The organism is Pseudoalteromonas sp. S2893, from assembly GCF_005887105.1.
Classification (GTDB): domain Bacteria; phylum Pseudomonadota; class Gammaproteobacteria; order Enterobacterales; family Alteromonadaceae; genus Pseudoalteromonas; species Pseudoalteromonas atlantica.
In genome coordinates this window covers 15,237-42,215 of record NZ_PNCY01000015.1, presented here as the reverse complement: position 1 = coordinate 42,215, position 26,979 = coordinate 15,237, and the positions used below count along the sequence as shown (strand labels likewise).

General features: G+C 42.2%; 22 protein-coding genes and 3 pseudogenes. 16 read left to right on the top strand and 9 right to left on the bottom strand.

The genetic code is table 11. From position 1 onward, the window contains the following. Nucleotides 1–55: 55 nt before the first annotated feature. Nucleotides 56–310 carry a YfhL family 4Fe-4S dicluster ferredoxin gene (locus tag CWC04_RS09285; protein ID WP_138685234.1) on the bottom strand — a complete coding sequence of 85 codons (255 nt, stop codon included), beginning with the start codon at nt 308–310 and terminating at the stop codon, nt 56–58. An 8-nt stretch (nt 311–318) separates the two neighbouring features. Further along, a pseudogene (gene trhP, locus CWC04_RS09280) lies at nt 319–1,710 on the bottom strand (prephenate-dependent tRNA uridine(34) hydroxylase TrhP). A 217-nt stretch (nt 1,711–1,927) separates the two neighbouring features. Between trhP and ndk the strand changes: the two are divergent. From ndk to der, 9 genes are all read left to right on the top strand, one after another. After that, nucleotides 1,928–2,359, top strand: a complete 432-nt coding sequence (gene ndk / locus CWC04_RS09275; protein WP_004586996.1) for a nucleoside-diphosphate kinase — start codon at nt 1,928–1,930, stop codon at nt 2,357–2,359. Nucleotides 2,360–2,543: 184 nt separating this feature from the next. After that, a complete protein-coding gene (gene rlmN, locus CWC04_RS09270) occupies nt 2,544–3,674 on the top strand; it encodes a dual-specificity RNA methyltransferase RlmN (protein ID WP_004586995.1) in 1,131 nt (376 codons plus the stop codon). Between the two features lie 126 nt (nt 3,675–3,800). After that, a complete protein-coding gene (pilW, locus tag CWC04_RS09265; protein ID WP_138685233.1) occupies nt 3,801–5,672 on the top strand; it encodes a type IV pilus biogenesis/stability protein PilW in 1,872 nt (623 codons plus the stop codon). Next, nucleotides 5,669–6,565 carry a RodZ domain-containing protein gene (locus tag CWC04_RS09260; RefSeq protein WP_138685232.1) on the top strand — a complete coding sequence of 299 codons (897 nt, stop codon included), beginning with the start codon at nt 5,669–5,671 and terminating at the stop codon, nt 6,563–6,565. Before pilW ends, CWC04_RS09260 begins: the two co-directional genes overlap by 4 nt. Nucleotides 6,566–6,570: 5 nt before the next feature. Next, nucleotides 6,571–7,689 carry a flavodoxin-dependent (E)-4-hydroxy-3-methylbut-2-enyl-diphosphate synthase gene (ispG, locus tag CWC04_RS09255; RefSeq protein WP_004586992.1) on the top strand — a complete coding sequence of 373 codons (1,119 nt, stop codon included), beginning with the start codon at nt 6,571–6,573 and terminating at the stop codon, nt 7,687–7,689. A 397-nt stretch (nt 7,690–8,086) separates the two neighbouring features. Then, nucleotides 8,087–9,367, top strand: a complete 1,281-nt coding sequence (gene hisS, locus CWC04_RS09250) for a histidine--tRNA ligase (RefSeq protein WP_004586991.1) — start codon at nt 8,087–8,089, stop codon at nt 9,365–9,367. Nucleotides 9,368–9,386: 19 nt separating this feature from the next. Then, entirely contained in the window at nt 9,387–10,007 is a 621-nt protein-coding gene (locus CWC04_RS09245) for a YfgM family protein (RefSeq protein WP_096042705.1), read from the top strand. Between the two features lie 10 nt (nt 10,008–10,017). After that, nucleotides 10,018–11,196 carry an outer membrane protein assembly factor BamB gene (gene bamB / locus CWC04_RS09240; protein WP_004586989.1) on the top strand — a complete coding sequence of 393 codons (1,179 nt, stop codon included), beginning with the start codon at nt 10,018–10,020 and terminating at the stop codon, nt 11,194–11,196. Nucleotides 11,197–11,270: 74 nt separating this feature from the next. Then, nucleotides 11,271–12,737 carry a ribosome biogenesis GTPase Der gene (gene der, locus CWC04_RS09235; RefSeq protein WP_004586988.1) on the top strand — a complete coding sequence of 489 codons (1,467 nt, stop codon included), beginning with the start codon at nt 11,271–11,273 and terminating at the stop codon, nt 12,735–12,737. Nucleotides 12,738–12,846: 109 nt separating this feature from the next. On the opposite strand, the pseudogene CWC04_RS09230 reads toward der, so the two are convergent. From CWC04_RS09230 to CWC04_RS09220, 3 genes and pseudogenes are all read right to left on the bottom strand, one after another. Continuing rightward, nucleotides 12,847–13,125 (bottom strand): annotated as a pseudogene (locus tag CWC04_RS09230) (TFIIB-type zinc ribbon-containing protein); the annotation flags it as partial. A gap of 272 nt (nt 13,126–13,397) precedes the next feature. Further along, a pseudogene (locus CWC04_RS09225) lies at nt 13,398–13,613 on the bottom strand (zf-TFIIB domain-containing protein); the annotation flags it as partial. A 31-nt stretch (nt 13,614–13,644) separates the two neighbouring features. Continuing rightward, nucleotides 13,645–14,232 carry a DUF4202 domain-containing protein gene (locus CWC04_RS09220; protein WP_138685231.1) on the bottom strand — a complete coding sequence of 196 codons (588 nt, stop codon included), beginning with the start codon at nt 14,230–14,232 and terminating at the stop codon, nt 13,645–13,647. Between the two features lie 218 nt (nt 14,233–14,450). Between CWC04_RS09220 and CWC04_RS09215 the strand changes: the two genes are divergently transcribed. Further along, the gene (locus CWC04_RS09215; protein WP_138685230.1) at nt 14,451–16,178 is read left to right on the top strand and encodes a DUF885 domain-containing protein; all 1,728 of its coding nucleotides are present in this window, start codon (nt 14,451–14,453) and stop codon (nt 16,176–16,178) included. Nucleotides 16,179–16,308: 130 nt separating this feature from the next. Further along, nucleotides 16,309–17,616: a DASH family cryptochrome gene (locus CWC04_RS09210; RefSeq protein WP_138685229.1), complete on the top strand. Its 1,308-nt coding sequence runs from the start codon at nt 16,309–16,311 to the stop codon at nt 17,614–17,616. 27 nt (nt 17,617–17,643) lie between these two features. Here the strand turns inward: CWC04_RS09210 and CWC04_RS09205 are convergent, their stop codons facing one another. Then, a complete protein-coding gene (locus CWC04_RS09205; RefSeq protein ID WP_138685228.1) occupies nt 17,644–18,720 on the bottom strand; it encodes a YeiH family protein in 1,077 nt (358 codons plus the stop codon). A gap of 137 nt (nt 18,721–18,857) precedes the next feature. Here CWC04_RS09205 and CWC04_RS09200 point away from each other — a divergent pair, with 137 nt between their 5' ends. Continuing rightward, the gene (locus CWC04_RS09200; protein WP_138685227.1) at nt 18,858–19,751 is read left to right on the top strand and encodes a LysR family transcriptional regulator; all 894 of its coding nucleotides are present in this window, start codon (nt 18,858–18,860) and stop codon (nt 19,749–19,751) included. Between the two features lie 93 nt (nt 19,752–19,844). Here the strand turns inward: CWC04_RS09200 and CWC04_RS09195 are convergent, their stop codons facing one another. Together CWC04_RS09195 and CWC04_RS09190 are read right to left on the bottom strand one after the other, a co-directional pair. Next, a complete protein-coding gene (locus CWC04_RS09195) occupies nt 19,845–20,189 on the bottom strand; it encodes a hypothetical protein (protein WP_126009495.1) in 345 nt (114 codons plus the stop codon). Nucleotides 20,190–20,329: 140 nt separating this feature from the next. Further along, entirely contained in the window at nt 20,330–20,788 is a 459-nt protein-coding gene (locus CWC04_RS09190) for a TlpA family protein disulfide reductase (RefSeq protein ID WP_138685322.1), read from the bottom strand. Between the two features lie 128 nt (nt 20,789–20,916). Between CWC04_RS09190 and CWC04_RS09185 the strand changes: the two genes are divergently transcribed. The 4 genes from CWC04_RS09185 to CWC04_RS09170 all read left to right on the top strand — a co-directional run bounded on the left by CWC04_RS09185 (nt 20,917) and on the right by CWC04_RS09170 (nt 26,134). Next, nucleotides 20,917–23,472 carry a CotH kinase family protein gene (locus tag CWC04_RS09185; RefSeq protein WP_138685226.1) on the top strand — a complete coding sequence of 852 codons (2,556 nt, stop codon included), beginning with the start codon at nt 20,917–20,919 and terminating at the stop codon, nt 23,470–23,472. Nucleotides 23,473–23,549: 77 nt separating this feature from the next. Next, nucleotides 23,550–24,467: a polyphosphate polymerase domain-containing protein gene (locus tag CWC04_RS09180; protein WP_138685225.1), complete on the top strand. Its 918-nt coding sequence runs from the start codon at nt 23,550–23,552 to the stop codon at nt 24,465–24,467. A 1-nt stretch (nt 24,468) separates the two neighbouring features. Then, the gene (locus CWC04_RS09175; protein ID WP_029772252.1) at nt 24,469–25,056 is read left to right on the top strand and encodes a DUF4956 domain-containing protein; all 588 of its coding nucleotides are present in this window, start codon (nt 24,469–24,471) and stop codon (nt 25,054–25,056) included. A gap of 1 nt (nt 25,057) precedes the next feature. Continuing rightward, a complete protein-coding gene (locus CWC04_RS09170) occupies nt 25,058–26,134 on the top strand; it encodes an OprO/OprP family phosphate-selective porin (RefSeq protein ID WP_138685224.1) in 1,077 nt (358 codons plus the stop codon). Nucleotides 26,135–26,252: 118 nt separating this feature from the next. Here the strand turns inward: CWC04_RS09170 and CWC04_RS09165 are convergent, their stop codons facing one another. After that, nucleotides 26,253–26,738 (bottom strand): hypothetical protein, encoded by a 486-nt coding sequence (locus CWC04_RS09165; RefSeq protein WP_138685223.1) that lies wholly within the window; start codon nt 26,736–26,738, stop codon nt 26,253–26,255. Nucleotides 26,739–26,979 lie beyond the last annotated feature (241 nt).

Genomic DNA, 26,979 nt, shown 5'->3' with positions numbered 1-26,979 from the left:
ATAATTAATAAGTAGTTTAAGCTAAATTTTTAAGCATATGTTCCTTTTTATGTGCTCAGCCTTCACTTTCAACTAGGTTTACATACTTTTGTGCGAGCTGCTCAAGTGACTCCCTATTTAAAGGATCGCTTTTAATGCAATTAATGGGGCACACTATGGCACACGTTGGTTTATCGTAATGCCCCACACATTCAGTGCACTTATCTGGGTCTATTTGATAAGTTTTTGACCCCATAAAAATCGCGCTGTTGGGGCACTCATCTACACATACATCGCAGTTAATGCATTTATTATTTATAAATAGTGCCATGCTAGCGCTTACTCACTTGCTACTTTTTTATAGGGGTTGCGGGTATCTTGGTGCTCATCTAAATTGCGCATTAATATTGCGTGCTCTAAATTAATGCTCTCATCTAATGAGATTTTTACAATATGCCCAGAGCCTTTTGCATCACTAATACTTTCGCCCTTTTTGTTTTGCATATATTCAAGCTCAAAAGTAATGTTCCCTTGTGGTGTCATCAGTTCAAGTGAGTGGCCTGTGCAGAATTTATTTTTTACCTCTATTTCAACTAAACCATCAGCATGGCGCCCTATTACTTCCCCAACAAATTGCTGCTTAGTTGATACAGAGTGACCGTATTCGTAGTTTTGATAATCTTGATGGGCATGGCGCTTTAAAAAGCCTTCGGTGTAGCCTCTATGTGCTAAGTTCTCAAGTGTTTTGAATAAGTGAGTATCAAATGGTTTACCTGAAGCCGCATCATCAATGGCTTTACGGTATACCTGCGCTGTGCGTGCTACGTAATAAAACGATTTAGTCCGCCCTTCTATTTTTAAACTATGAACGCCCATTTTTGTGAGATGTTCAACATATTGCACGGCACGTAAATCTTTTGAGTTCATAATATAAGTGCCATGCTCATCCTCAAAGGCTGGCATATACTCCCCTGGGCGCCCTTCCTCCTCAAGCATGTAAATATTATTTGTTGGCGCACCTTCACCCAGAGTTGGTATAACTTGGTTAGGGTCAATTTTATGCACCATGTCGCCCGTTTCGTTTTCAACGCCCGGTTTTATATCGTAATTCCAGCGGCAGGCATTCGTGCAGGTGCCTTAGTTTGGGTCACGCTTGTTAATATAACCCGAGAGCAAACAGCGCCCTGAATACGCCATACATAACGCCCCATGAACAAACACCTCAAGCTCAGTATTTGGGCAAAGCGTGCGTATTTCCTTAATTTCTTCAAGCGAGAGCTCGCGCGATAAAATAACTCGCTCAATACCTTGTTTTGCCCAAAACTGAACACTTGCATAATTAACTGCATTTGCTTGCACCGATAGGTGAATAGGCATGGCTGGCCACTTTTCACGTACCAGCATAATGAGCCCAGGATCTGACATAATCAGCGCATCGGGCCCCATAGCAATCACTGGTTCTATATCACGTAAATACGATTTAACCTTTGCGTTATGCGGAGCAATATTTGAGACCACATAAAACTTTTTATTTTGCGCATGGGCTTCATTAATCCCTATTTGTAATGTCTCTAAATCAAACTCATTATTACGTACCCGCAAACTGTAGCGAGGCTGGCCGGCGTAAACAGCATCGGCTCCATATGCAAAGGCGTAGCGCATGTTTTTTAAACTCCCCGCAGGGCATAACAGCTCGGGAATAAAAGAAGTGACAGAAGAAACAGCTGGCATATGCGCTCCATACAGCTAACCGAGTATAAGTCGGTTACATGATTAATTAATTTACAAGCGCGGCATTATAAATGCGCTAAACATTGTGCTTTTGATCAAGATCATAAAACTGCAACCAAACTGGTTTTTAATAAAATTAGGTTTTTTCAATTAAAACGCGTATAATTCGCGCCCGTAAATATTCACACTTTTATTTAAAAATTATTGGAGCATAAAGATGGCTTTAGAGCGTACTTTCTCAATCGTAAAACCTGATGCAGTAGCAAAAAACCACATCGGCGCAATCTACAACCGTTTCGAAACTGCGGGCCTTAAAATCGTTGCAGCTAAAATGGTTCACCTTTCAAAAGAGAAAGCTGAAGGTTTCTACGCAGAGCACAGCGAGCGTCCTTTCTTCGGTGCTTTAGTATCTTTCATGACATCTGGTCCAGTAATGGTTACCGTTCTTGAAGGCGAAAACGCTGTTCTTAAAAACCGTGAAATCATGGGTGCTACTAACCCTGCTGAAGCACTAGCTGGTACTTTACGTGCAGACTACGCTGATAGCATCGACGAAAACGCTGTTCACGGTTCTGACGCTGTTGAATCTGCTGCTCGCGAAATCGCGTACTTCTTCGCTGACGAAGAGCTTTGCCCACGTACTCGTTAATTCGAGTTTTACAGTTAACGCTGTAATGCAAAGTAAGAAAAGGGCTTTCGAGCCCTTTTTTAGTCATTACGTAAAGTATCCTTAAGTGCATTTTTGATATTTTACTTAATGATTAAAGTGGGTGAATTGTGTACAATTCGCCCTTGTAAATTTTATCTCCACCGTCACCGATTGAGGTTGTTTCATGACCGAGCAAAAAAAGATTAACTTATTAGATTTAAACCGAGATGCAATGCGCGAGCTATTTGTATCATTCGGTGAAAAGCCATTTCGTGGCGACCAGGTGATGAAATGGATTTATCATTTTGGCGTTGATAACTTTGACGACATGAGCAACGTTAATAAAAAGCTTAAAGAAAAGCTTAAAAACGAATGCGAAATTGTTGCGCCAGAAATCTCTGTTCGCCAGCAAGCAAGCGACGGCACAATTAAGTACGCATTAGTGCTTGATGGCGGCCAAGAAGTTGAAGCTGTATGGATCCCAGAAAAAGACCGCGCGACTTTGTGTGTATCTTCGCAAGTGGGTTGTGCCCTTGAGTGTACGTTTTGTTCAACTGCGCAACAAGGCTTTAACCGTAACCTTAAAGTGTCTGAAATTATTGGCCAAGTTTGGCGTGTAGCTAAAGACATAGGCCTTGATGGCAATAGCGAAAAACGCCCAGTTACCAACGTAGTAATGATGGGTATGGGCGAGCCCCTGCTTAATATTAAAAACGTAGTGCCGGCAATGGAACTAATGATGGACGACTGGGGCTTTGGCTTATCTAAGCGCCGCGTAACATTAAGTACCTCAGGGGTTGTACCTGCGCTTGATTTATTAAAAGAAAAAATAGACGTAGCACTTGCTATTTCACTTCACGCTCCCGATAACGCTCTGCGTGACGTACTTGTACCAATTAATAAAAAGTACCCTATTGAAGAATTTTTAGCCGCGTGTCGTCGTTATATCGATGGCTCTAAAGCAAATAAAGACGTGACCATTGAATACGTTATGCTAAATGGCGTTAACGACAGCACCGACCAAGCACATGAGCTGGTTAAAACGCTTAAAGGTACACCTTCTAAAGTTAACCTTATTCCGTTTAACCCGTTCCCGGGTAACGAATACACGCGCTCTAGCAACAGCCGTATTGACCGTTTTTCTAAGGTTTTACAAGCTGCGGGTATTACGTGTATTGTGCGCCGTACTCGTGGTGACGATATTGACGCCGCCTGTGGGCAATTAGCCGGCGATGTTGTTGACCGTACTAAACGTATGGCGAAAAAGAAAATGCGCGACGATAACGCAATTAGCGTAAATATCCAGCAAGCATAAGCCTGTAACCACCCTGCGTATATTCCCTGTGCAGGGTGGTTAAGTTGTTTATTTTTAAATAAATGATGCAACACTAAGGGTTTTAGGTAAGATAGGCGCTATGGATAGAAAAACAGAGACAAGGTAATGCGATCTTTACTTGCTTTAACACTTTCAACACTTGCCCTTACAGGGTGCGTAAGTGAAAGTAGTTATAACGGCAGTGACAAACCCGTCGTCGAAAACAAAATCAATAATGCAGGCGCAGCACGCACTCGTATCGCCCTCGCTTTACAATACTTAGAAACTGGCAACAACTCGCAAGCAAAGTATAACCTTGAGCGAGCTATAGAATTTGCCCCAAATCTACCTGAAGTACATTACTCCCTTGCTTATTATTACCAACAAGTAGGCGAAAAAGAGCGTGCCGATAAAGCCTATCAAAAAGCATTAGCAATTAAGCCTGACGATCCGAACACGCTTAATAACTACGGTGTGTTTTTATGTAGTATTGAAGAGTATGACCGCGCGACCGATCAATTTTTAAAAGCAATTGATATTCCAAGCTATATTCGCGTTGCCGAAAGCTACGAAAACCTTGCATTATGTGCCATAGAATTTAACGACTTTGAAAATGCAGAGAGTTACTTTAAACAAGCACTTAATCACAGCTCGCAACGTACATCGACCCTAATAAGCTTAGCCGCCCTTTTTTATGCTAAAAGCGATTTACATAAAGCCAGCGAAGTATTAAAGCGTCATGACGACACCGGCCGAGTGTCTGCACGGGCTTTATTGCTTGGTTATTTAATTAAGCAGCGCATGGGCAGAATAGAAGAAGCAGAAAAAATTGCCGCCACCATAATGCAAACTTACCCAACAAGTAAGCAAGCCTATGCCATTCGCGATAATCGTACTAAACAAACTGAGTTTGAAATACTGCGCGAAAAATACCGTAAAGCGCAGCTCGAAGAGCTTCAGGAGCAGTATGGCGAAGAGCAAATCAGTGTTGAGCAACCAAAAATTAAAATTATCCGAAAAAAGCGCCCAACTACCGATAATTCGACCAGCTTAATTTCTCCAGGGGTTGAGCCTTCAAGCCCAGTATTAAATGAGACGGCAAAAGCACAGGCAACCATTGCCGCAGCAAACAAACAAAAAACCGTAGCTGAGCAAAGTGATGACGCTGCCACTCTCACGCCTGCGGCTCAACCAACGCAGGCTAAAGTAGCGACAACAACTAAAGCAGTAGTGCCAGCTGTGGCAGCCGCTCCAACCGTAACAAATACTGCCCAAGTAGCAACTACAACTACAACATCTGTGCCTGCAGAGTCTAAAACAGATACCGCAGCGGTGCTTTTGGCTTTAACAACGGATCACCAAGCGCAACAAACGTCTACACCCACAGCTGAGCCGCCAAAAGCCGTCGCTAAACAAACACCCAAAGATGATGACGAAGTAAAAATAATTTCATTTGGTGCGCCAAAACAAGCTAACTTTAACACCCCACAAAATACACGCCCTGCTGCAAATGGCCCACAAAATACGGGCTTAAATAATTCGGTAGTATTTTATGAGGCTAAAAAAGACAGTGCGGTATTTAGTAATAACCCATACAGCGACAGTAACGACATTACACTAAAAAACTACCAACCAAGTGTAAAACAAGAGCCTCCCATGCTTAATCCAAAAGTCCCCCCTTTAAAGGTGCCTTTTCATATTATTGAGTTTGGTGAAAACCTATTTAGCATTTCAGTGCGATACAATGTTAAACTACAAAAACTCCTGCAGTGGAATGGTCTAAAGGAGTCGGATCGTGTTATCAACGGAAGTAAAATTTATTTAAACGATCCTAATATTTATTACGAGATTAAAGCTGGCGATACCCTTTACGACATAGCTACCCAGCGGCATGTATTAATTGATGAATTAATGCGATGGAATAAATTAAGCCCAGATATAGAACTTACACCTGGGCACAGACTATTACTAGTGGATCCAAATTCGTACCTATTATGACAGAAGAAACTACGCAACAAAGCGATGAGCCAAGTGTTGGGCAACTATTAAAAGCGCACAGAGAGCAAGCGAATGTAAGCTTAGAGTCACTTACTGGCCCACTTAAGCTTTCTATTTCTCAGCTGCAACGCTTAGAAAGCGATCAGTACCAAACGTTAGGCCCAATTACCTTTGTAAAAGGCTACATTAAAAACTATTGCCGTGAACTACACGTCGATAGCGCCCCTATATTAGCTAAATTGCCTGCACCGCCCGAGCCTACAAAGCCGGCTAACATGCAAAGCTTTTCGCGCCGCACAGAAAAAGAAGCCCATGACAGCCGTCTAATGCTGGTGAGCTACATTATTTTAGCCATTGTTATTGGCTCATCTGCCTTATGGTTTTGGCAAAATGCTACGCCTATCGATGAGCAAACAAGCACAATCAATATTGAAAATTCAATTTTAGATAACCAGCAAAATAACAACGCGCTAAATAACGAAAGCGAGAACACCTCGCAAATGCAAGCAACACAGGCAGTTGAGCGCACACCGGCTGTAATGCCGATAAGTGCTGAACAAGTCCCCTTAAGTGAAGCCGTTAATGCCACGGCGCCTATTGCCGCTAGCACCCAAACAGCCACTAACAAGCCCGACACGCAAAGTAACACCAGTACAATTAACATGGTGTTTAACGATGAGAGCTGGGTAGAAATACACGATGGCGAAGGTGAGCGTATTGCATTTGGCGTAAAAAAAGCAGGCTATAAAATGGCTGTAAGCGGTACCCCGCCTTTTTCAGTTGTGCTGGGTAAGCACGACGTAGTTAGTGTTTCTCTAAACGGCGAACCAGTTGATATTTCTGGTTATCCTAAAAATCGTTTAGCCAAATTTAAATTACCATTAGCAGAGTAGTCGCTATGTTTTCAGAATCTCCAATTAAACGCAGAAAATCAACCCGCATCAATGTAGGCAACGTGCCTATTGGTGACGGTGCCCCTATTGCCGTGCAGTCGATGACCAATACCGACACCATGGATATAGATGCCACGGTAGCGCAAATCCAAGCAATACAAGATGCCGGCGCCGATATAGTGCGCGTATCTGTACCAACTATGGATGCAGCAGAAGCGTTTAAAAGTATAAAAGAGCAAGTTAGTATACCGCTTGTAGCCGATATTCACTTTGATTACCGCATAGCGTTAAAAGTGGCAAAATACGGCGTGGATTGCCTACGTATAAACCCAGGAAATATAGGCAGTGAGGAGCGTATTCGAGCCGTTGTAGACTCAGCACGCGAGCATAATATTCCTATTCGTATTGGTGTAAATGGCGGCTCATTAGAGCGCGACCTACAAGAAAAATACGGCGAGCCAACTCCCGAAGCATTACTTGAATCAGCAATGCGCCATGTAGATATATTACGCCGCCTTGATTTTGACCAATTTAAAATATCGGTAAAAGCATCAGACGTATTTTTAGCTGTAGGCGCTTATCGTTTACTTGCTAAAGAAATAGATCAACCCCTGCATTTAGGGATCACCGAAGCCGGCGGCATGCGCTCAGGTTCGGTTAAATCGGCTGTAGGCTTAGGCATGTTACTTGCCGAAGGTATTGGCGATACGCTACGTGTATCACTTGCTGCCGACCCAGTTCAAGAAATCAAAGTAGGTTTTGATATTTTAAAATCGCTGCGTATACGCTCTCGCGGTATTAACTTTATTGCCTGCCCTAGCTGCTCACGTCAAGAGTTTGATGTAGTGAGCACCATGAACCAGCTTGAAGAGCGCCTAGAAGATGTTGTTGAGCCAATGTCTGTTTCAGTTATTGGCTGTGTAGTTAACGGCCCAGGCGAAGCCCTAGTAAGTGATATTGGCCTTGCCGGTGCAAACCGCCGCTCAGGTTTATACATTAATGGCGAGCGTCAAAAAGCGCGTATTGATAACAACAACATTGTTGACCAGCTTGAAGGTTACGTGCGCGACTTTATTGCTCAAAAAGAGCAGCAAACACCTATCGACATTAAAATAGTCGAATAAATACCGTATAAAGCGCCAAACCACGCTGTTTGGCGTTTACCTTTATAGCTAGAGGATACCCAAACGACCCCAAGATACAGAATTCAGCGTTTCACAGGCTCTTAATATCAAGGCGTTACTTTGCAAGAATGGCAATCAGTTTTAAAAAAGTAACAACGATGAGAGTAAGTGTCTGTGAACCGCCCAACGGGTTGGTTTAAAAGCGATTTATACTGCGTTATTGATTTTAACAATAGAACCACTATTACTTTCAATCAATGCCTTGCCTAAATCGCTTTTAATTCCAACGACGCTCGCATCATGGGGTCATTTGGGTATATAATGACGGGTCAATTTTTAGCATTCTTGTTGTGTAAGCATTTTTTTATTACACATAAACAGTAATTAGGATTTATCAGTGGCAAAACAAATTCAGGCAGTTCGCGGTATGAACGATTGTCTGCCGGGCGACACGCAAGTTTGGCAGAAAGTAGAAAACATTTTACGCGAGACAGTAGCATCGTTCGGTTATCAAGAAATTCGTTTTCCTATTGTAGAATCAACCGACTTATTTAAACGCTCTATTGGTGAAGTAACCGATATAGTAGAAAAAGAAATGTACACCTTTGCCGATCGTAACGGCGACATGCTAACCCTTCGCCCAGAAGGCACCGCAGTGTGTGTACGTGCAGGTAACCAAAATGGCTTGCTTTATAACCAAGAGCAGCGCCTGTGGTACATGGGCCCGATGTTTCGTCATGAGCGCCCTCAAAAAGGCCGCTACCGTCAGTTTCACCAATTTGGTTTAGAAACATTTGGTATTGCCACAGCCGACATAGACGCAGAAGTTATTTTACTTACCGCGCAATTATGGAAAGCATTTGGCATTAACGAACACGTACGTTTAGAGCTTAACTCGTTAGGCTCAAACGAAGCACGTGCTGATTACCGCGATGCACTCGTTGCTTACCTTGAACAGCATACCGACGTGCTTGATGAAGATTCAAAGCGCCGTATGTACTCAAACCCATTACGTGTACTTGATAGCAAAAACCCAGACGTGCAAGCAATCTTAGTGGATGCGCCTAAATTGTCTGAGCATTTAGATGCTGAATCAAAAGAACATTTTGCAAATTTATGTGAACGTTTAGACGCAGCTGGCGTCATATACACGGTTAATGAAAAGTTAGTACGTGGTTTAGACTACTACAACCGCACAGTATTTGAATGGGTAACAGATAGCCTAGGCGCACAAGGCACAGTGTGTGCTGGCGGACGCTACGATGGCTTAGTTGAGCAACTTGGCGGCAAAGCAACGCCCGCAGTTGGTTTTGCTATGGGTCTAGAGCGCTTAGTACTGTTACTCCAAGCACTTGAGTGTGTAGGTGACATTCGCCGCAATGCTGATGTATATTTAGCGGCAATGGGCGACAAAGCCAGCGTACAAGCCCCTGCCATTGCAGCGCAACTGCGTAGCGACGTACCCGGTTTACGCGTTATGGTGCATGCTGGCGGCGGTAACTTTAAAAAACAACTAAAACGAGCTGATAAAAGCGATGCACTAGTGGCTGTTATTATTGGCGAAGATGAATTAGAAAAAGGCGTTGTGACCATCAAATATTTACGTGAGCGTAAAGAGCAAGTCACACTAGAATTAGAACAAGCTAAAGCGCTATTAGCTGAGCTTATCAATAGCTAAGCTAACTTAAGAGGTAATAATGGACATTTATTCAACAGAAGAACAACAAGCAGAAGCCATTAAGCGCTTTTTTCGCGAAAACGGTATTTCACTTGCGCTAGGTGTAATTGTAGGTTTAGGCGGCTTATACGGTTGGAAAGCATACAACCAAAACCAAATTACAACCGCTGAGCAAGCGTCTGACGAATATACAACACTTGTACAAAGCGACGATGTACTTGGCGCAGCTGATACATTCATTAAAAACAACCCAGACACAAGCTATGCAACTTTAGCCGCTTTTGTTGCGGCAAAAGACGCTGTTGATGCAAAAAAATTAGACCTTGCTAGCGAAAAACTTAGTTGGATTGTTACAAACGCCCAAAGCGAAGAGCTTAAAGCCATTGCCATTACGCGTTTAGCACGTATTCAACTTGCGCAAAGTAAATTTGACGAAGCCCTAAGTACATTAAACTCGCCACTACCAGAGGCATATAACGCCAATGTAGCTGAGCTAAAAGGCGATATTTACATTGCACAAGGTAATAAAGACCAAGCTCGCACTGCGTATCAAGCAGCTGCCGATGCAGGCGGTTTAACAACAAACCCTTTATTACAAATTAAATTAGACGACCTAGCAGTAACTAGCCCAGCGGCATAAGGTTTTAGGTATGAAAAAAATAACAACAGCAACTCTAGCACTGTGCATGGCAACGCTAATGGGTTGTTCATCAAGTGATGACGAAGACGAGTTAGTACTTCCTGAAATTGTTAATCAATTTGAAACAGACGTAGTGTGGCAAGAGTCGGTTGGCAGTGGTGTAGAACATTATTTTTCTCGCTTATCGCCTGCTGTATACAAAGACACTATTTATGTAGCTAGCCGCGAAGGCCAAATTGAAGCGCTTTCGCTTACCAATGGCGACACGTTATGGGAAACCGACGTACGTGAAGACTTATCGTTTTGGCCATGGTCAGATAACGGCACAGCTAAATTATCAGGCGGTATATTACAAGCTTATGGTAAAATTTACGTCGGCTCTGAGCACGGATTTATTATTGCCCTTGACCGCGAAACGGGTGAGGAAGTATGGCGTAAAAATGTGCCAGGCGAAGCGTTATCAAAACCAGCTGCGGGCGATGGCCTAATTTTTGTTAATTTAGGCTCGGGTAAACTATTAGCACTGCACCCAGATACAGGCGAAGAACGCTGGAACTTCGAACAAGAAGTACCACCGCTTACATTGCGTGGCCAAAGCTCACCAACAGTTGCAAACGGTGGTGTGTTAGTAGGCTTAGAAACAGGTAAATTAAGTGTACTCATTTCTGAGAGCGGTTATTCAGCATGGAGTGCAGAAATTGCCGTTGCTAAAGGCGCATCAGAATTTGAGCGTTTGGTTGATGTAGACACACAACCAATTATTAGCGGCCCTTACGCTTATGCTATTGCATACAACGGTAACCTAGCAGCGGTAGATATTCGCTCAGGCAATGTTGTATGGAAACGTGAATACAGCAGCTACCGCGAAATAGCGATGGATGCACAAACTATTTACCTAGTAGATAGCGAAGGCGTAATTTACGCATTAGATAAAAATTCAGGTATTGAACGTTGGAGCCAACCCGCTCTACGTGGTTGGTACCTAACAGGCCCTGCAGTTGCAGGTAGCCACTTAGCTTTAGGTGACCAAGAAGGTAACCTACATTGGCTAAACAAAGACACTGGCGAGTTAGTATCTCGTGAAGAATTTGACAGCTCAGGCTTTTTTGTTGAGCCGGTTGTAGCCGACGACAAGCTAATTTTATACACCCGTGATGGTGAAGTTAGTGTGGTAAACACCCCTAACTAACTAGCTAACACTTAAAGGTTTTTTGTAAGGCTTCGCACTGCGAAGCCTTTTGTTGTTTTTTAAAGAGGTAGTTTATGCTTCCCGTGATCGCTCTAGTTGGGCGACCCAATGTGGGCAAATCCACATTATTTAACCGTTTAACACGTACTCGTGATGCACTCGTAGCCGATTTTCCAGGTTTAACACGAGATAGAAAATATGGCCAAGCTAATTACGATGGCTATGAATTTATCGTGGTAGACACGGGTGGTATTGATGGCTCTGAAGAAGGCATCGAAACCGAAATGGCCGACCAGTCGTTACTTGCCATTGAAGAAGCCGATATTGTGTTGTTTTTGGTTGATGCCCGCGTAGGCATGACCGTTGCTGACCAAGCCATTGCTAATCACTTGCGCAAGCAAGAGAAAAAAAGCTTTGTGGTTGCCAACAAAACAGATGGCATTGACGCCGACTCAAACTGTGCAGAATTTTATCAATTATCATTAGGTAATATTCACCATATTGCAGCAGCACATGGGCGTGGTATTACTCAGCTTTTAGAGCACACTTTACAGCCTGTAATTGCAGAGCTTGCAGCACTAGATGAAGACGTTGCTGATGACGATGAAGAGTTAATCGACCTTTATCAAGAAGCCGAAGGCGACGATACAGACCATCAAGCATTTGCAGATAAACCTGTAAAACTGGCTATTATCGGCCGCCCTAACGTAGGTAAGTCAACACTTACAAACCGTATACTCGGTGAAGAACGTGTAATTGTATACGATATGCCGGGCACCACTCGCGACTCTATTTATATTCCGATGACTCGAAACGACAAAGAATATATTTTAATAGATACCGCAGGTGTTCGTAAGCGTAAAAAAGTAAGCGACGTAGTTGAAAAGTTCTCAGTAATTAAAACGCTTCAAGCCATTGAAGATGCAAACGTTGTATTACTGGTTGTTGATGCTCGCGATGGTATTTCTGATCAAGACTTAAGCTTATTAGGTTTTGCGCTTAACTCAGGTCGTTCATTGGTTATTGCCGTGAACAAATGGGATGGGCTTGATGATTACGTTAAAGATCGCATTAAAACAGAGCTTGATCGCCGTTTAGGCTTTATTGACTTTGCACGCTTACACTTTATATCTGCACTTCACGGTACAGGTGTTGGTCATTTATTTGAATCGGTTGATGAAGCGTACGAGTCAGCAACTAAACGTATTAGCACCGCAATGCTACGCCGTATTATGGACATGGCACAGGCCGATCATCAGCCGCCACTTGTTCGTGGTCGTCGTGTTAAGCTTAAATATGCGCATGCCGGTGGTTATAACCCGCCACGTATTGTAATTCACGGTAACCAAGTTCACGATTTACCAGATAGCTACAAACGCTACCTGATGAACTACTACCGTAAAGCCCTTAAAATTATGGGCACCCCGATCAAAATTGAATTTAGAGAAGGTGATAACCCATTTGCAGGGCGTACTAACAAAGTAACGCTTTCGCAAAAACGTAAAATACGTGCCTTTGCCAAAGAAAACCGTAATAAATAAATTCGTTAGAATTAATTTACTACAAAAAAACGGCGTACTTTTTAGTACGCCGTTTTTTTATGCTTTATACCAATTAGCTTAATTAAGTGATTTATTTTGAGGCTTGGTATTAAAGATTAAGTAATGCCAATTGCACCAACCGTTCAACGGTGGTGTCTTGGGTATTTTTAGGCGCTTTGGGGTAATACTTAGATTTTGGCGGCTTAATAGATATAAACCCATGATTGGTGGCCATTTCGTGAGCTAACAGCTTACGCTCTTTGGGTGTTAAATGGTTTTCGTGTATTTTTGCAAGCTCGCCGCTATCAAGCCATATGCCAGCGCAACCTGGGCACTCGTCTATCTCAACCACTTTGAGCGGTGAAAAATACCGGCGCATCATCACAATATCTAGGGTCTGTTGATCTTTCAAGGTTAAATTTGCAGCAGCCTGTTTGGTATTTAGGCAAGGCAGAGCCTATGTAGTGTGGTTATTCCCCATAAATAGGCGATAACGTAGCATTAATGCCAAACAGGCGCTACCCAAAGGGTTCTTCCTAGGGACTATTTACTCTTTGTTGCTCGGCTTTTACTTAGTCCACTAGGTTACAAACCTCGCGCCGTGATTAAATAGCCCCTAGTTTGAACAAATTTTAATCCGCAAAGTTCAACAGACCCTAAGCACTTTGGGCAATTTACTCGCGATGATACATCGCCCTCACCTTCAATGTAATTACTCAAATACTTAAGTAATACCTGACCATGCTTTAACTCTGGCGAGCTAAACTTAAAAATTTGGCTGTTATCAAAAAATACGCCGCCTTGCGCTGACGTAAAAACAGTAATTCCGCCAACAAGTAAAGGTTCAAGTGGCGTATTACTACGAGGACAATACATTTAAAATTCCTTTTTATTTATTTATGTTCTTTTACTCAAGCGCTTTATGAATAAGCCCAACAAGCGGCGCTGGCAATGTAATATTACCTGCAAGTACAAACTCATGCGCGTCGTCTGACATTTTTTGCCATGTACGGCGAATAATACCTATCCATTTCTCTTCATTGTAATCTGGTTTTGCATTTGCAAACCCGAGCATGTAATGCTCAATAAATACCAGGCTTGCTACATCTTCTACTAATTGGCTATCTGGGTTACGTTTAATATTTTTTTTAGCAACTGCATCGTACACTCTGTTTTGCTCAGCATCGCTGTACCCAGCTTGCTGCATAAGCGCAACAACGCTACTTGCATGAAATATATAAAGCGCACTGCGCCATTGATGATAGCCCTGCTTGTTCATTGCAAAGTCGCTACGCGGCGACTTCCAACGTTGTATATGCTGCCCACGCACTGCAATTTGCATAAGTTCATCAGCATCGGGTTTAAATCGGCTAAGCATATCGCTCATACGCTGTGAGTATAAATACTCTTTAGGGACACTCTCCCCATTAAATTGCTCACTGTTTGGGTCTTGGTTGTTTGCTTCATCAATTAAGGCGATTACTTTATTAAACATGACGGTCATTTTTTTATAATAAGTTTTAATCATTCTAAACGCTGATAAAACAATAAACTAGTGCGCCACTCAGTTACGCAGTGAAATTTGTTCAATCAAAAAGTAAAGCCAATTAATACAGGTTATAAAATTAAGCGCATTAATTAAGTTAACTTGGTACTATATTGAGCACAAATTAAAATAAAAAAGCGCGACTAACTCGCCAATAACGGATCACTATGTTTAAAAAACGTATTTTAGCTATTTGCTTAGCAGCCACCTCGCTATCATGCCTTGCCGACAGCAACAGCGATTTAAAAACAATTATTGATAACCACTGGCAAAATGCCAAAGCTGAAAAAATATTTTTTCGAACCGATCCAGACGGTTGGAAACCAAACGGCACATTACCAAATTGGAGCGAGCAAGCCATTGCAAAGCGCCAAGCTTATAACAACAGCGTACTAAAAAGCTTAGCCAACATTGATCCAAAAACGCTCAACAAGGATCAGCTAATGAACTACCGCTTATTTAAATATGAGCGAGAAACCGAGCAGCAAAGCTACCTTTATCAAGATAAGTATTTTCCGGTTAATTTTTTAAGTGGCTGGCATACTTACTTTGCAGAAGCGCCCGCTAATATGGCTTTTTTAACAGCTGATGATTACAACGCATTTTTAATCAGCCTTGCCGACTACCCGCGCTTTAATCAGCAAAATATTGATTTAATGAAAGAAGGGATAAAAACAGGATTTACCCATTACTGTAAAACCTTTGAAAATTACAGCCAAAGCATTAGCGCGCACATAGTCAAAAACCCCGAAAACAGCGCCCTTTACGAGCCCTTTACACGTATACCTAATACCTTTAGTACAGCGCAAAAAGCAAACTTAAAACAAAAAGCCCAAGCCGTAATTAAAGATAAAGTAATTCCTGCGTATCAGCATTTTTACGACTTTTTTGAAAATGACTATATGCCACATTGTAGAGCGCAGCCGGGCATAGCAAGCGTTAAAGGCGGGCTTGACTACTACAAGTACACGGTTAATTACTACACCACAACAAACGCCACACCCAAACAAATACACCAACTAGGCCTTAAAGAAGTCGCGCGTATTAAAGCGCAAATGCAAAATATTATTGATGAAGTAGGCTTTGATGGCACCTATAGTGAGTTTTTAGAATTTTTAGCAACCGATGAGCAATTTTACGCAAAAGACGCGCAAGACTTGCTAGAAAAAACCGCGTTCATTACGCAAAAAATGTATGGTAAATTGCCCACTTACTTTGGCCACTTACCGCGTAACACCTTTACTATTAAGGGCTCAGCAAGTCGTGGGGCGTTTTATATGCCACCGCCAGATAACCGCTCACCAGGTACTTATTTTTTAGCCTCAACACCTAAACTGCAGCCTTTATATAATTTAGAAGCACTTAGTCTGCACGAAGCCATACCCGGGCACCATTTACAAAACGCCATTGCTATGGAGCTAAATGTCCCCGAATTTAGACGCACACTTAGCCACTCTGCATTTGGCGAAGGTTGGGCACTATACACAGAACGCTTAGGTAAAGAAGCTGGTTTTTATCAAAGCCCGCACAGCGACTTTGGTCGTTTAGGTTACGAAATGTGGCGTGCAGTGAGGCTTGTTGTTGATACCGGTATTCATGCCTTTGGTTGGAGCCGCCAAAAAGCAATTGATTACTTAGCCAGTCACACTGCTTTACCACAAAGTGCGGTGGAAGATCAGATAGATCGTTACATTTCATGGCCAGGCCAAGCGCTTTCGTACAAAATGGGCGAAATAAAAATACGAGAGCTGCGCGCAAAAGCCGAAAAAGAGCTTGGTGCTCAATTTGATATACGCAGCTTTCACGACACTGTTATTGGCCAAGGCTCATTGCCTATGGCAGTGCTTGAAGACGTTATAAACGATTGGATAGCAGAGCAAAAACCAGTAAGTTAAAACAATACTTTTAAACACTGAAGGGCGGTAAGTTTATCGCCCTTTTCAAAACTGCATTAAACACCTCAAAACTAATCCCTAGCCGCTTTTGCTTCGTAAACTTAATGATTACAAAGACCAGAGCATAAGTATGAGCAAACGCATTTTATATTGGCTACAAAACGATTTACGCCTAACCGATAACCCAGTTTTTAGTGACCTTGCTACTAGGCAGTGCGCGCTTGATGTTGTATTTGTTATAAACCCGCACTGGTTTAAAAATAATAATTACCAACAAAAACCTTACGGCATACACAAACAGCAATTTTTAATGCAAAGCTTGTACGAACTACAACAAGCACTTATTGAGCGCGGGCAAACCCTGCATGTGCTTGAGGGCGAACCCGTATCGCTTTTAAAAGCGCGTATTAATGAGCAAAATATTGATGAAGTTGTATACAGCGAACAATTTGGCGTGTACGAGCAACGCCAAATAAGCTTACTCAAAGCACATTGCCTCAATACACAATTTACAGGGTCGCAGCAAGACACGCTCTTTAAGCAAAATGACCTCCCCTTTGATTTAAGCGAATTACCCAAACACTTTACCCCGTTTCGTAAAAAGGTAGAGGCCGCTAATAGCCCTATTACACCAACAACTTTGCCAAACGGCTTGCTGCCTAAGCCAATAACTTTATGCGCAAAAAAACCTATAGAACGTATAACAAATAAAGGCGCAATGCATGGCGGGTTTAACAGTGCGCAAGCTCATTTAAAGCAATACTTTGCAGGCGCAATGCCAAGTACTTATAAAACGACTCGCAACGAACTTGATGGCTTTAACAACACCACCAAATTTAGTACTTGGCTTGCCTTTGGCTGTATAAGTGCAAAACAAGTTTACAAAGCAGTAGAAAATTACGAGCAATGCAATACGGCAAACGAGTCTACTTATTGGATTAAATTTGAACTGCTATGGCGAGAGTATTTTAAATGGCACGCACTTAAAGCAGGTAACACCCTGTTTAGCTTTAAAGGGCAAAAACAAACTAAACCGCTTACTACTTTTACACCTACACGCTTTGCTGCTTGGTGTAACGGCACAACGCCTTACCCGCTTGTAAATGCCATTATGAAAGAGCTAAACACTACGGGTTACATTTCAAACCGAGCAAGGCAAATTGCAGCAAGCTGTTTAGTAAACGAGCTTGCCCTTGATTGGCGATACGGCGCAGCCTATTTTGAGCAACAATTGATTGATTACGATGTAGCAGCAAACTGGGGCAACTGGCAATACATAGCCGGTGTGGGGGTTGACCCGCGTGGCGGCCGCCACTTTAATATACAAAAGCAAACGGCGCAGTTTGATCCAAATGGTGTTTATACCAATAAATGGCACGGGCACAGTAATAAAACGCAGCAGCTCGATCACTTAAACGAAGTAGACTGGCCTATTTAAGCCAATCTCCCTCCACCAGGTTATATTTTAAAACAGCTGCGCAATGCCTATATTAATGGCAAAGCCACCTAAGGTTAAAAACAAAAATAAACAACCTGCTAATAACAGTGGCTTTATACCCGCTTGGCGAATAGCGCCAACGTGGGTACGCAGCCCAAGTGCGACCATGGCAATGGTAAGCAATATATTATCAAACCATATAATAGCGCTTGTAGTACCTTGCGGAATAACCGATAACGAATGCACGCCACTTGCCACTATAAATAACACTGCAAACCAAGGGATTGTAATACCCGCTTTTTGCTCGCCGCCATGTGCGTTTATGTTTGCATGCTTTTTACTTTGCCAAAACGATAAGCCTACTAAAAATGGCGCAAGCATCATTACGCGTAGCATTTTTTCTATCACGGCGGTGTCGGCCGCATTGGCACTTACCGCAGTCCCTGCTGCTACCACTTGTGCAACTTCATGAATGGTTGAACCAACAAAAATACCGTACGCATGCTCACTCACACCCATATATTCAAACATAATTGGGTAGGCAAACATACTTAACGTGCCAAACACCACAACCGTTGCCATCGCTACAGATACTTTATGCGCTTGTGCTTTTATAACCGGCTCTGTTGCCATTACCGCTGCGGCGCCACAAATAGAGCTACCCGCACCTATTAGTATGGTTGTTTGTTCATCAAGCCTAAAAGCTCGCTTACCTAGCTGTACTGCTAATATAAACGTACCTAGCAGCATCACCACATCGGTTAATAGGCCATGCCAGCCTACACCCGCTACTTGCGCAAAAGTAATCCTAAACCCAAATAAAATAACGCCCGCTTTGAGTAATATACTTTTAGCGTAATCAACGCCTACATCTGTACGCGTAGCTATACGCGAAAACACACTGTTACCCACAATAATGCCAAGCACAATCCCAATTGTTAAGGAGCTAAATTGCGCACTTTGCATTATAGGTAACTTACTTAATGCAACAGATGCCCCCGCTAACACAACCACCAGCAGCATACCTAACCACCAGCGCGTATCGCCGTATTGCTTAGTATTAATACCCAAAGGCTGAAAACTATTTTTAATAGCGCTAAGCATAATATTCCCTCACTTAAACCAAGTTGATGTGTTGACTTAATTGTAAGAAAGCTCAAAATATAACTCCAATATATTAAAATCATGATTCGATAACTTAAAGTTATACAGTTTAGAGTTATGCAATTTAAGGTTATACAATGAACTTACATGCGCTTAGGGTGTTTTATACAGTGGCTAAATTGGGTAGCTTTTCAGGCGCAGCCGAAGCGCTTTTTATAAGCCAGCCCGCTGTTTCTAAAGCGCTAAAAGAGCTAGAGCATCAGTTAAATATGCAACTTATTGAACGTGCATCTAAGGGTAAAAAGCTCACCTTAAGCGAAGGCGGCCAAGCTTTGTATGATCACGCCCGCAGTATTTTTGCTATCGAAAAAGCCGCCATTGACGATATAAAATCGCGCACAGGGCTTAAGCGCGGTACATTAGTTATAGGCACCAGCACCACCATTGCCAGTTATTGGCTACCGCCTTATTTAGCCAAATTTTGTGCGCAGTACCCGCATATAAAAGTAGAAGTACAAGTGGCTAATACCGCGCAAATTGAGCATGCCTTACTTGAATGCACTATAGATTTAGCACTGGTTGAAGGCACACCTACCGAGCCGCATATAATAAGTAAGCACTGGCAAAATGATTTAATGAGTGTGGTTATACCGAGCAACTTTAAGCCCACTAAAGACTTAAAAGCATGGTTAAACGAGCAGTTTTGGTTATTACGCGAGCCAGGCTCTGGCACGTTAGAAATGTCTGTAAAGTTATTAGCACAACATGGCGTACAAGCTGAGCAAAGTATGCAATTAGGCAGCAACGAAGCCATAGCAAGAGCTGTTGCTCAAGGTATGGGGGTCGCTTTATTGCCAAACGTAGTCACAGAGGATTTAGTGCAGCTAGGTAAATTAACGCGCCTGAGCCAAAAAAATAACGAGCAACTCTCTCGGCCGCTATACCAACTGCATTATAAAGACAGACCGTCTTCGCATGCTGCGCAAGCATTCGAAAAAAGTTTATTTAGTGCTCAATTTTTAAATGAGTGAATTTAACGCGCGTCGTAAATTTACATAAACGTTAAAGCGAGCGTTGATAACTCGTGATGTGTGAGACAGTTTGTCCTCTACCGCTTATGTTTGTTAGGGTTTTGTGAGCTCATAAGCACGAGCTATAACTAAAGGAAAAAAATCTCCGCCTAAAATTACTGCCCATTGCCCACAACCAAAACGTTCAATACGATTTGCATCTGTCAATACATTACGTAAATTATCAGGGGAAGCATTATCTATATTTGAAATGATATTTTTTACTTCTTTTGGGTCATAATCAATTTTTAACCACGGAGGGGAACATAGACTATTCATAAATTCAGAAATAACTTCAGGATAATTAGGGTAGCCACTAGAACTATCAATATCAGGTAATGCCTGCTTAGCTAACCTAAAGTTTTCTTCAAGCTTTTCTACATCACTTTTTAAAAACATACTTCCTCCTTAAAAAAAACAAAGGGGTAAAATCCTGACCTCTCATATTAAAATACTAAGAGATCATTCATAACAGTCCACCAGCTAACTTATAAGTCTATTAGGCTGAATCAGTAAGCTCTCACAGCCCCAAGCTCTACTCACAAACCCTGCGTTAAATCTTGCGCCAATGAACCCGTTGGTTTTTCAATTACGCGTACTAACTCTTTTCCATCGTCTTTTACTATAAACGTTGGCGTGTATTGCAAGTCGTGCGCCTGTGCTATTCCGGCGTCGTCTTGCTTGTTGTAACCCACGGCCACATATTTAACGCTTGCAAGCTCTACCTTTGATTCATCAAGTAACTTAATAAGCTTTGGTACTTCGCGTTGGCTGTCGTGACACCAAGTGCCAAATAATACAACTAACGCCTTGCCTTCTAGCTTTTGCATTAAGGCTATATCTTGCTCGGTTGGCGTAAATGCGTTGTACTGCTTATTAAACTTATCGTAATCACTTAATAGTACATCAGTTGTAATATCGCCCGAAAATGGCGCAGTAGCGGCATTACTTACAAGCGGCATGCTTAACGCGCACAATAAAATTAATTGTTTAAACATAAGGTTAAAGTAACTTTTAAAGTGAGTAATTAAGCTCACTATACTGAATATTACTGAATGTTTACACATTGTTTGCACCTTCTATTTTTATAGTTTGCCCACTTTAATAAAATAATAAGCGTGCATACATGAATATAAAACCTTTTATATTTTATTCAGTTATCGCCTCTACTACATTTTTATATGGCTGTGGCGGTACTGAGCAAACAACCGATAGCAGCACAGAGCAAACTGACTCATCATCAACAACCACCTCCACGGGCTTAGTTATTAACGAAATTGTCGCAAGCCCAAGCGATACCACCTACGATTGGATTGAGCTATACGCCACTGAAGATATTGCCGACTTATCGGTATTTTCGCTCGTTGATGATAACGCCGATAGAGTGCCTCAAGCTTTACCCGCAGTAGCGCTTTCGCAAGGTGAGTTTATTGTTATTCAAGCCATTGATGAAACCGACACGCCGCCCGATAACGGTTATTACGTTACCTTTAAACTAGGGAGTGACGATGCGGTTACATTATATGAGGACGGCACTGCGGTGTCTGTACTTGATTGGGAAGAAGGCGAAGCCGCAGAAGGTTTTAGTTACGGCTTATACACCGATGGCACCGGCACCGCGCAAACCCTAACGCCCACAGAGGGCGCAGCTAACCAAACAGCCGATACCTCTACACTTGTTACAACGCTAATTGCTGAAGATGCACCACTTCGTATAAACGAAGTAGTAGCAAAAGACAGCAGCGGCGGCGAGGACTGGATAGAGCTTTATGTAACAAGCAGTAGCGATGTTTATTTAGCCGACTACACACTAAGTGATGACAATAACGAGCAATTTGCTCTACCTGATATTACTTTAGCGCCTGGTGAGTTTTACCGCATTTACGCAAGCACCGATGATTTAGGCGACCTGCCAAGCGTAGCGTTTAAATTAGGCGCAAGCGATACCGTAAGCCTTTACAGTAACAATGTAATTATAGAGCAGTTATCGTGGAATAAAGGCCAAGCGCTAAGTGGTTACAGCTATGGCCGCTACCCAGATGGCAGCGATGCAACTGCGGTACTCACTCCAACAGAGCTTAGCTCAAACAGCCAAGCAACCCACGGGCCACTCGTTATTAACGAAATAGTGGCAAGCGCCGCAGATAATGGCAACGACTGGTTTGAGCTATACAACAACAGCGAAAATACAATTAACTTAGCCAACTACCACGTTATTGATGAAAGCGACGACATAGACCCCGTAACCCTGCCCGACATAGATTTATACGCAGGTGAATACATTACTATTTATGCCACCGATGAAGACCCAGGCACTTACTACGTCCCGTTTAAACTAGGCAAAGAAGACGAGCTAAGCTTAATACTCAACGATGAAGTAATTGACTATATTGACTGGGACGAAAGTGATGTAGCCACAGGCTTTAGTTACGGCCTAAGTAGCAGTACAGGCTTTACTCATGCGTTTTTAACACCTACCCCAAGTAGTGAAAATACAGTTGCAACCGCCTTTACACCTTCGGCCGTTAATACGCTTTCTATTACAATTACCGACGAAAACTGGCAAGACATTCTAGATAACCCACTTGATGAGGAATACCACGAAACCGCTATTACCTTTAATGGGGTAACACTCGATAGCGTGGCTATTCGCACAAAAGGCGGCTCAAGCTTAAGCAGCGTTGCCAACTCTAGCAGCGACCGTTACAGCTTTAAGGTTGATATTAACGAATATGTGTCGGGGCAAAAGTTTTTTGGGCTAAAAAAATTCACACTACAAAACTCGTTTAACGACCCGTCGTACATGCGTGAAGTAATCGCCTACGAGCTTATGGATGAAATGGGCGTGCCAACGCCTGAGCATGCTTACGTTAACTTTTATGTAAACGGCGAACTATTTGGTTTGTACTTAATGGTAGAAGCCGTAGATGGCGAATTTGTTGAAAAACACTTTACCAACAGTAATGGCGATTTATACAAGCCAGATGGCACAGGCAGCGATTTATTATGGCTAGGTGACGACATACAAAGCTACACCGATATAAACCTGCAAACCAACGAAGACACCACCGATAACGGCGCCTTTATTAACTTTGTAGAATCGCTTGATAAAGGCGAAACCAGCGCCATAGATATAGACACACTGCTGCGTTATATGTCGGTAAGTACTTCACTGTCTAATTTAGATAGCTACCACGGCCCGCTTGCACATAACTATTATATTTACGATGACGATGGCGTATTTAGCATTTTACCGTGGGATTTTAATGAGTCATTCGGCACCTTTAACATGGATTGTAATGGCGTAGATGTAAGAGAGCTCTACATTGATGAGCCTGTAAGCGGCGCATTAAGCGAGCGCCCATTAATTGCTAATGTATTTGCCGAACAAAGCCACCTCGATACGTACCACAGTTATTTAACACAGCTTATTAATGGCTCACTTTCAAGCGACACATTTAACGCACGCGTAAATGAAATAGCCGACTTAATCCGTGAGCACGTACAAAACGACCCCACTAGTTTTTATGGCTCAACCTACTTTGAGCAAAACCTAACCTCTACTACGGGGCAGTTTTACGGTTTAACGTCGTTTATGCAGTACCGCGTAGCAAATATGGCCGCGCAGCTTAATGGCACATTGCCCTCAGCCGGCGATGGCAGCGGATTTTGCTCTAGATAAACAACCCATCCTTCATGCAGTGTCAGCACGCTGGCACTGCACTCTATTACTTTGCAATTTAATAATCTGAGAAAATTATGACAATTCAAGCACGTTTTAAGGATGAACTTTTTGAAAAGGATACTTCAATCTCACCAGTAGCAATTACTGCAATAAACACTAAAAATAAGCAGGCTCAACCTCAAGAGTCAAACGCGCATGGCTCACTAACAAGCTTAATTAACGAGTTGCTTATTCCGTTTGAAGGTTACGGATTAAACGATCTTAATAACGCTAATTTAATGAACCGTGTAGATAGCAAGTTTATGCTACCGCTGTCGTTTTTACCTGAGCTACTTACTCATATACAAGGCCAGTATCGGGTACTTGATATACAAGGTAAGCGTTTATTCTCTTATTATAATCAATACTTTGATACGCCCGAACTTGATTTATATAAAGCCCACCATAACGGTAAGCTTAATCGCTACAAAGTACGCCAAAGGCGCTACGTTGATACCGCCACCGAATACCTAGAAATAAAACTAAAAAACAACCAAAGCCGCACAGTAAAAACACGTATAAAGCTCGCGCAAACTAACAACGAGCAAGCTAACAGCACGGCGTTTATTAAAGAGCAAATGAAAAACAGCTTTGCACATTTAAATGTAACCCAGCAAAGCGGCTATAACCGCATAGCCCTAGCTAACGAAGAAAAAGCCGAGCGCTTAACGCTTGATTTTAACCTGTGGTACAACACCCCAAAAGGCGATAACAAAATAACCTTACCGGGCTTTTTTATTGCCGAGCTTAAACAAAGTAAAAAAACAAAACGCTCGCCATTTTATAAACTTATGAGCAAACACCACATATTCCCTGCCTCGTTTAGTAAATACTGCATTGGCTGTGCTTTGCTCTACCCCGAGCGTTTAAAAGTAAACCGCTTTAAACCTGTTTTAGCCCGTTTAAAACACCTTAACCGCACTAACCCACTTTTACCTTTAGAGAATAATTAAAATGACCAAATTAGATCTTATTTTTCTTTCCCGCTTTTTAGTAAACATCCTATCGCTGGCGGTACTTTGCTATGGCTGTTATTTTCGCGTAAGTAAAAATGCAGTGGTAGCAGGCTCGTTTATTTTATTTGGCGTAGGCGTTTTTATTATTACCTTTTTGCTGCACGGCGTTGATATGTCGATGGAATTTGCATTTGGCCTATTTGCCGTATTTACCATGCTAAGGTACCGCACTGAGTCTATTTCGATTAAAGAAATGACCTACTTATTCCTTGTTACTGCCATTGCTTTACTGACCTCTGTAGGGCAAATGAGCCTAATTGAGCTAAGTATTCTTAATGGCATTATTTGCTTAATTGCCTTTTTGATTGACTCAAGCGTATTTGTAAAACGCTACGAAGTACAAAGCGTTTGCTACGAGCGCATAGAAAACATAACCCCACAAAACCAAGCCATTCTCATCAATGATTTAAAACAGCGCACAGGCCTAAACGTAGTTGCTGTAGATATAGAGCACATCGACTTTTTAAGAGACGTAGCGCAACTAAAAGTAAGTTACTTAGCCGAAAAACAAACAAAGGCAGCCTAACATGACCTCTAAACAAACGATGACTTATGCGGCACTTTCAGCGCTTTGCCTTGTTAGTAACGCAAGCTTTGCCAAAATTAACGACGATATAGACCTAAGCGGCTATATCATGCTCGACTACAACAAGTTTGATACCTCATTGTTAGAGGGGCAATACGACAGCAGCAGCTCAGAAAGTACCTCTGAAATACGCCGCGCACGCCTAAGTTTTAAATCAGACATAAGCAAAGACTGGAAAAGTAAATTTCAGCTTGGCTTTGCCGATGGCGAAACCGAAATAAAAGACGCCTACCTAGAATACTCTGGCTGGAAATATGCCGATTTAACCATAGGCCAACAAAAAGAAGGTTTTGGCCTAGAAAAACTAACTAGCTCGCGTAAATTACTAATGCTTGAGCGTAGCATGATAAGCGAAGCGTTTTCACCAGGACGCAGCTTAGGTATTAGCCTTTCCGGGGACATAGCCTCAGTAAATTGGCAGCTAGGTTATTACGAGCCCGATGAAGACGAAGCAACATCAGCTATTACAGGGCGGGTAGCTTGGGTGCCATGGCAGCAAGATACCAACCTTTTACACCTAGGCATCGCCTTTAGTGAAAGGCAGTACGACGGTAACGAATTTAGAGTGAATGAACCTCTTGAGGTTTATACCGCCGACTCATTAATAGAAGGCGATAAAATTAATGCAGATAGCCTCTCGCAACAAGGCGTAGAGCTACTATGGCTTAAAGATAGATTTACCATGATGGCCGAGTGGCAACAAGCACAAGTAACCAGTATTGAAAATACAACCAATGATTACGAAGGCGGCTATTTGCAATTTGGTTATCAGCTATCAGGCGGATACCGTAAGTATAAAAACGCAAAACTAGGCGCAAGCTCAGAGCCAGGCTGGGAAGTTACAGGCCGCTACAGCCTACTTAAGCTCAAGCAAGAAAACCAAGACGCAAAAACCTACGCCCTCGGCGTTAACTACACCGTAAACAAAAACATAAAGTTTATGGCCGACTACTTTGAAGCAGGCGGTACTATCACATCGGGCAATGCAATCTCATTAAGGCTGCAGTATTCGTTTTAATGCGTTTGCGTGTTAAGCCAGTTAATCTAAAACTATAAAGCCCCTGTGTTAAACGTTACGTTTAACACAGGGGCTTTATAGTTACTTAGTAAATAATATTTAAGTTAGTTTTTAAATACTAATTACCAGCGCCTGCAAATTGTATTGGGTAATCCATATCGCCGCTGCGGTTAATACTGTTACACAGGTTTTTATTAAAACTGGTCAGTGATGGGTCGATGGTGTGCTCATTCACTACAATACCGTCACTTCGCCTTTTAACCTCAATAGATCCGATTGTTTTAATCGCTGATAAATTATCGCCTACGTTTTTAAATATAAAATACTCTATGTGTTCAGTAATAGACACCGCGTTTTCGATATCTCCCTTAACGGCAGGCACTTGGTAGTTAACACCATTACACGTTAAATCATAAACTTTTACTAATTCTAGCTCGTCAGCTCCTTGCACATCAGCAATAACTTTAATCGTGGGCTGCGCTGCTGTTTCAAGTAAGTATTGTGTTTCACTCATTTCGCTTAAAGAAAACGAATCAACGCTTTTAGCTATAGAACAGCCCGATAATAAAGTAAAAACTAAAAACACGGTTCTATTAAAAAACACCTATAAATACCTTATTTCTAAAATTTATTTGCTTAGTATTACCATAACACTAAGAGAGGTTCTAAATATAACCTCTAAACAGCTAAAACAACCTCACTTATATTCTTTCTCATTCAAGCTTGGAACAGGGCTTTATATAAGGCGAGGCTTTAATAAGTGAATTTCCAATAGGAATTTGGAATATTTCCCATTCAATGCTGGAATTGAGCTTATTTCTCAATTAACGCTGGAAGGGATCACC

Excerpts from the sequence above, each read along its gene's own strand:
- CWC04_RS09190 (WP_138685322.1), bottom strand. The coding sequence starts at position 20,788 with ATGTTTAAACAATTAATTTTATTGTGCGCGTTAAGCATGCCGCTTGTA.
- CWC04_RS09245 (WP_096042705.1), top strand. The coding sequence starts at position 9,387 with ATGGACATTTATTCAACAGAAGAACAACAAGCAGAAGCCATTAAGCGC.
- CWC04_RS09185 (WP_138685226.1), top strand. The coding sequence starts at position 20,917 with ATGAATATAAAACCTTTTATATTTTATTCAGTTATCGCCTCTACTACA.
- CWC04_RS09200 (WP_138685227.1), top strand. The coding sequence starts at position 18,858 with ATGAACTTACATGCGCTTAGGGTGTTTTATACAGTGGCTAAATTGGGT.
- CWC04_RS09195 (WP_126009495.1), bottom strand. The coding sequence starts at position 20,189 with ATGTTTTTAAAAAGTGATGTAGAAAAGCTTGAAGAAAACTTTAGGTTA.
- CWC04_RS09180 (WP_138685225.1), top strand. The coding sequence starts at position 23,550 with ATGACAATTCAAGCACGTTTTAAGGATGAACTTTTTGAAAAGGATACT.
- pilW (WP_138685233.1), top strand. The coding sequence starts at position 3,801 with ATGCGATCTTTACTTGCTTTAACACTTTCAACACTTGCCCTTACAGGG.
- CWC04_RS09220 (WP_138685231.1), bottom strand. The coding sequence starts at position 14,232 with ATGTTTAATAAAGTAATCGCCTTAATTGATGAAGCAAACAACCAAGAC.
- CWC04_RS09215 (WP_138685230.1), top strand. The coding sequence starts at position 14,451 with ATGTTTAAAAAACGTATTTTAGCTATTTGCTTAGCAGCCACCTCGCTA.
- CWC04_RS09210 (WP_138685229.1), top strand. The coding sequence starts at position 16,309 with ATGAGCAAACGCATTTTATATTGGCTACAAAACGATTTACGCCTAACC.
- rlmN (WP_004586995.1), top strand. The coding sequence starts at position 2,544 with ATGACCGAGCAAAAAAAGATTAACTTATTAGATTTAAACCGAGATGCA.
- ndk (WP_004586996.1), top strand. The coding sequence starts at position 1,928 with ATGGCTTTAGAGCGTACTTTCTCAATCGTAAAACCTGATGCAGTAGCA.
- CWC04_RS09260 (WP_138685232.1), top strand. The coding sequence starts at position 5,669 with ATGACAGAAGAAACTACGCAACAAAGCGATGAGCCAAGTGTTGGGCAA.
- der (WP_004586988.1), top strand. The coding sequence starts at position 11,271 with ATGCTTCCCGTGATCGCTCTAGTTGGGCGACCCAATGTGGGCAAATCC.
- ispG (WP_004586992.1), top strand. The coding sequence starts at position 6,571 with ATGTTTTCAGAATCTCCAATTAAACGCAGAAAATCAACCCGCATCAAT.
- CWC04_RS09175 (WP_029772252.1), top strand. The coding sequence starts at position 24,469 with ATGACCAAATTAGATCTTATTTTTCTTTCCCGCTTTTTAGTAAACATC.
- CWC04_RS09285 (WP_138685234.1), bottom strand. The coding sequence starts at position 310 with ATGGCACTATTTATAAATAATAAATGCATTAACTGCGATGTATGTGTA.
- CWC04_RS09205 (WP_138685228.1), bottom strand. The coding sequence starts at position 18,720 with ATGCTTAGCGCTATTAAAAATAGTTTTCAGCCTTTGGGTATTAATACT.
- bamB (WP_004586989.1), top strand. The coding sequence starts at position 10,018 with ATGAAAAAAATAACAACAGCAACTCTAGCACTGTGCATGGCAACGCTA.
- CWC04_RS09170 (WP_138685224.1), top strand. The coding sequence starts at position 25,058 with ATGACCTCTAAACAAACGATGACTTATGCGGCACTTTCAGCGCTTTGC.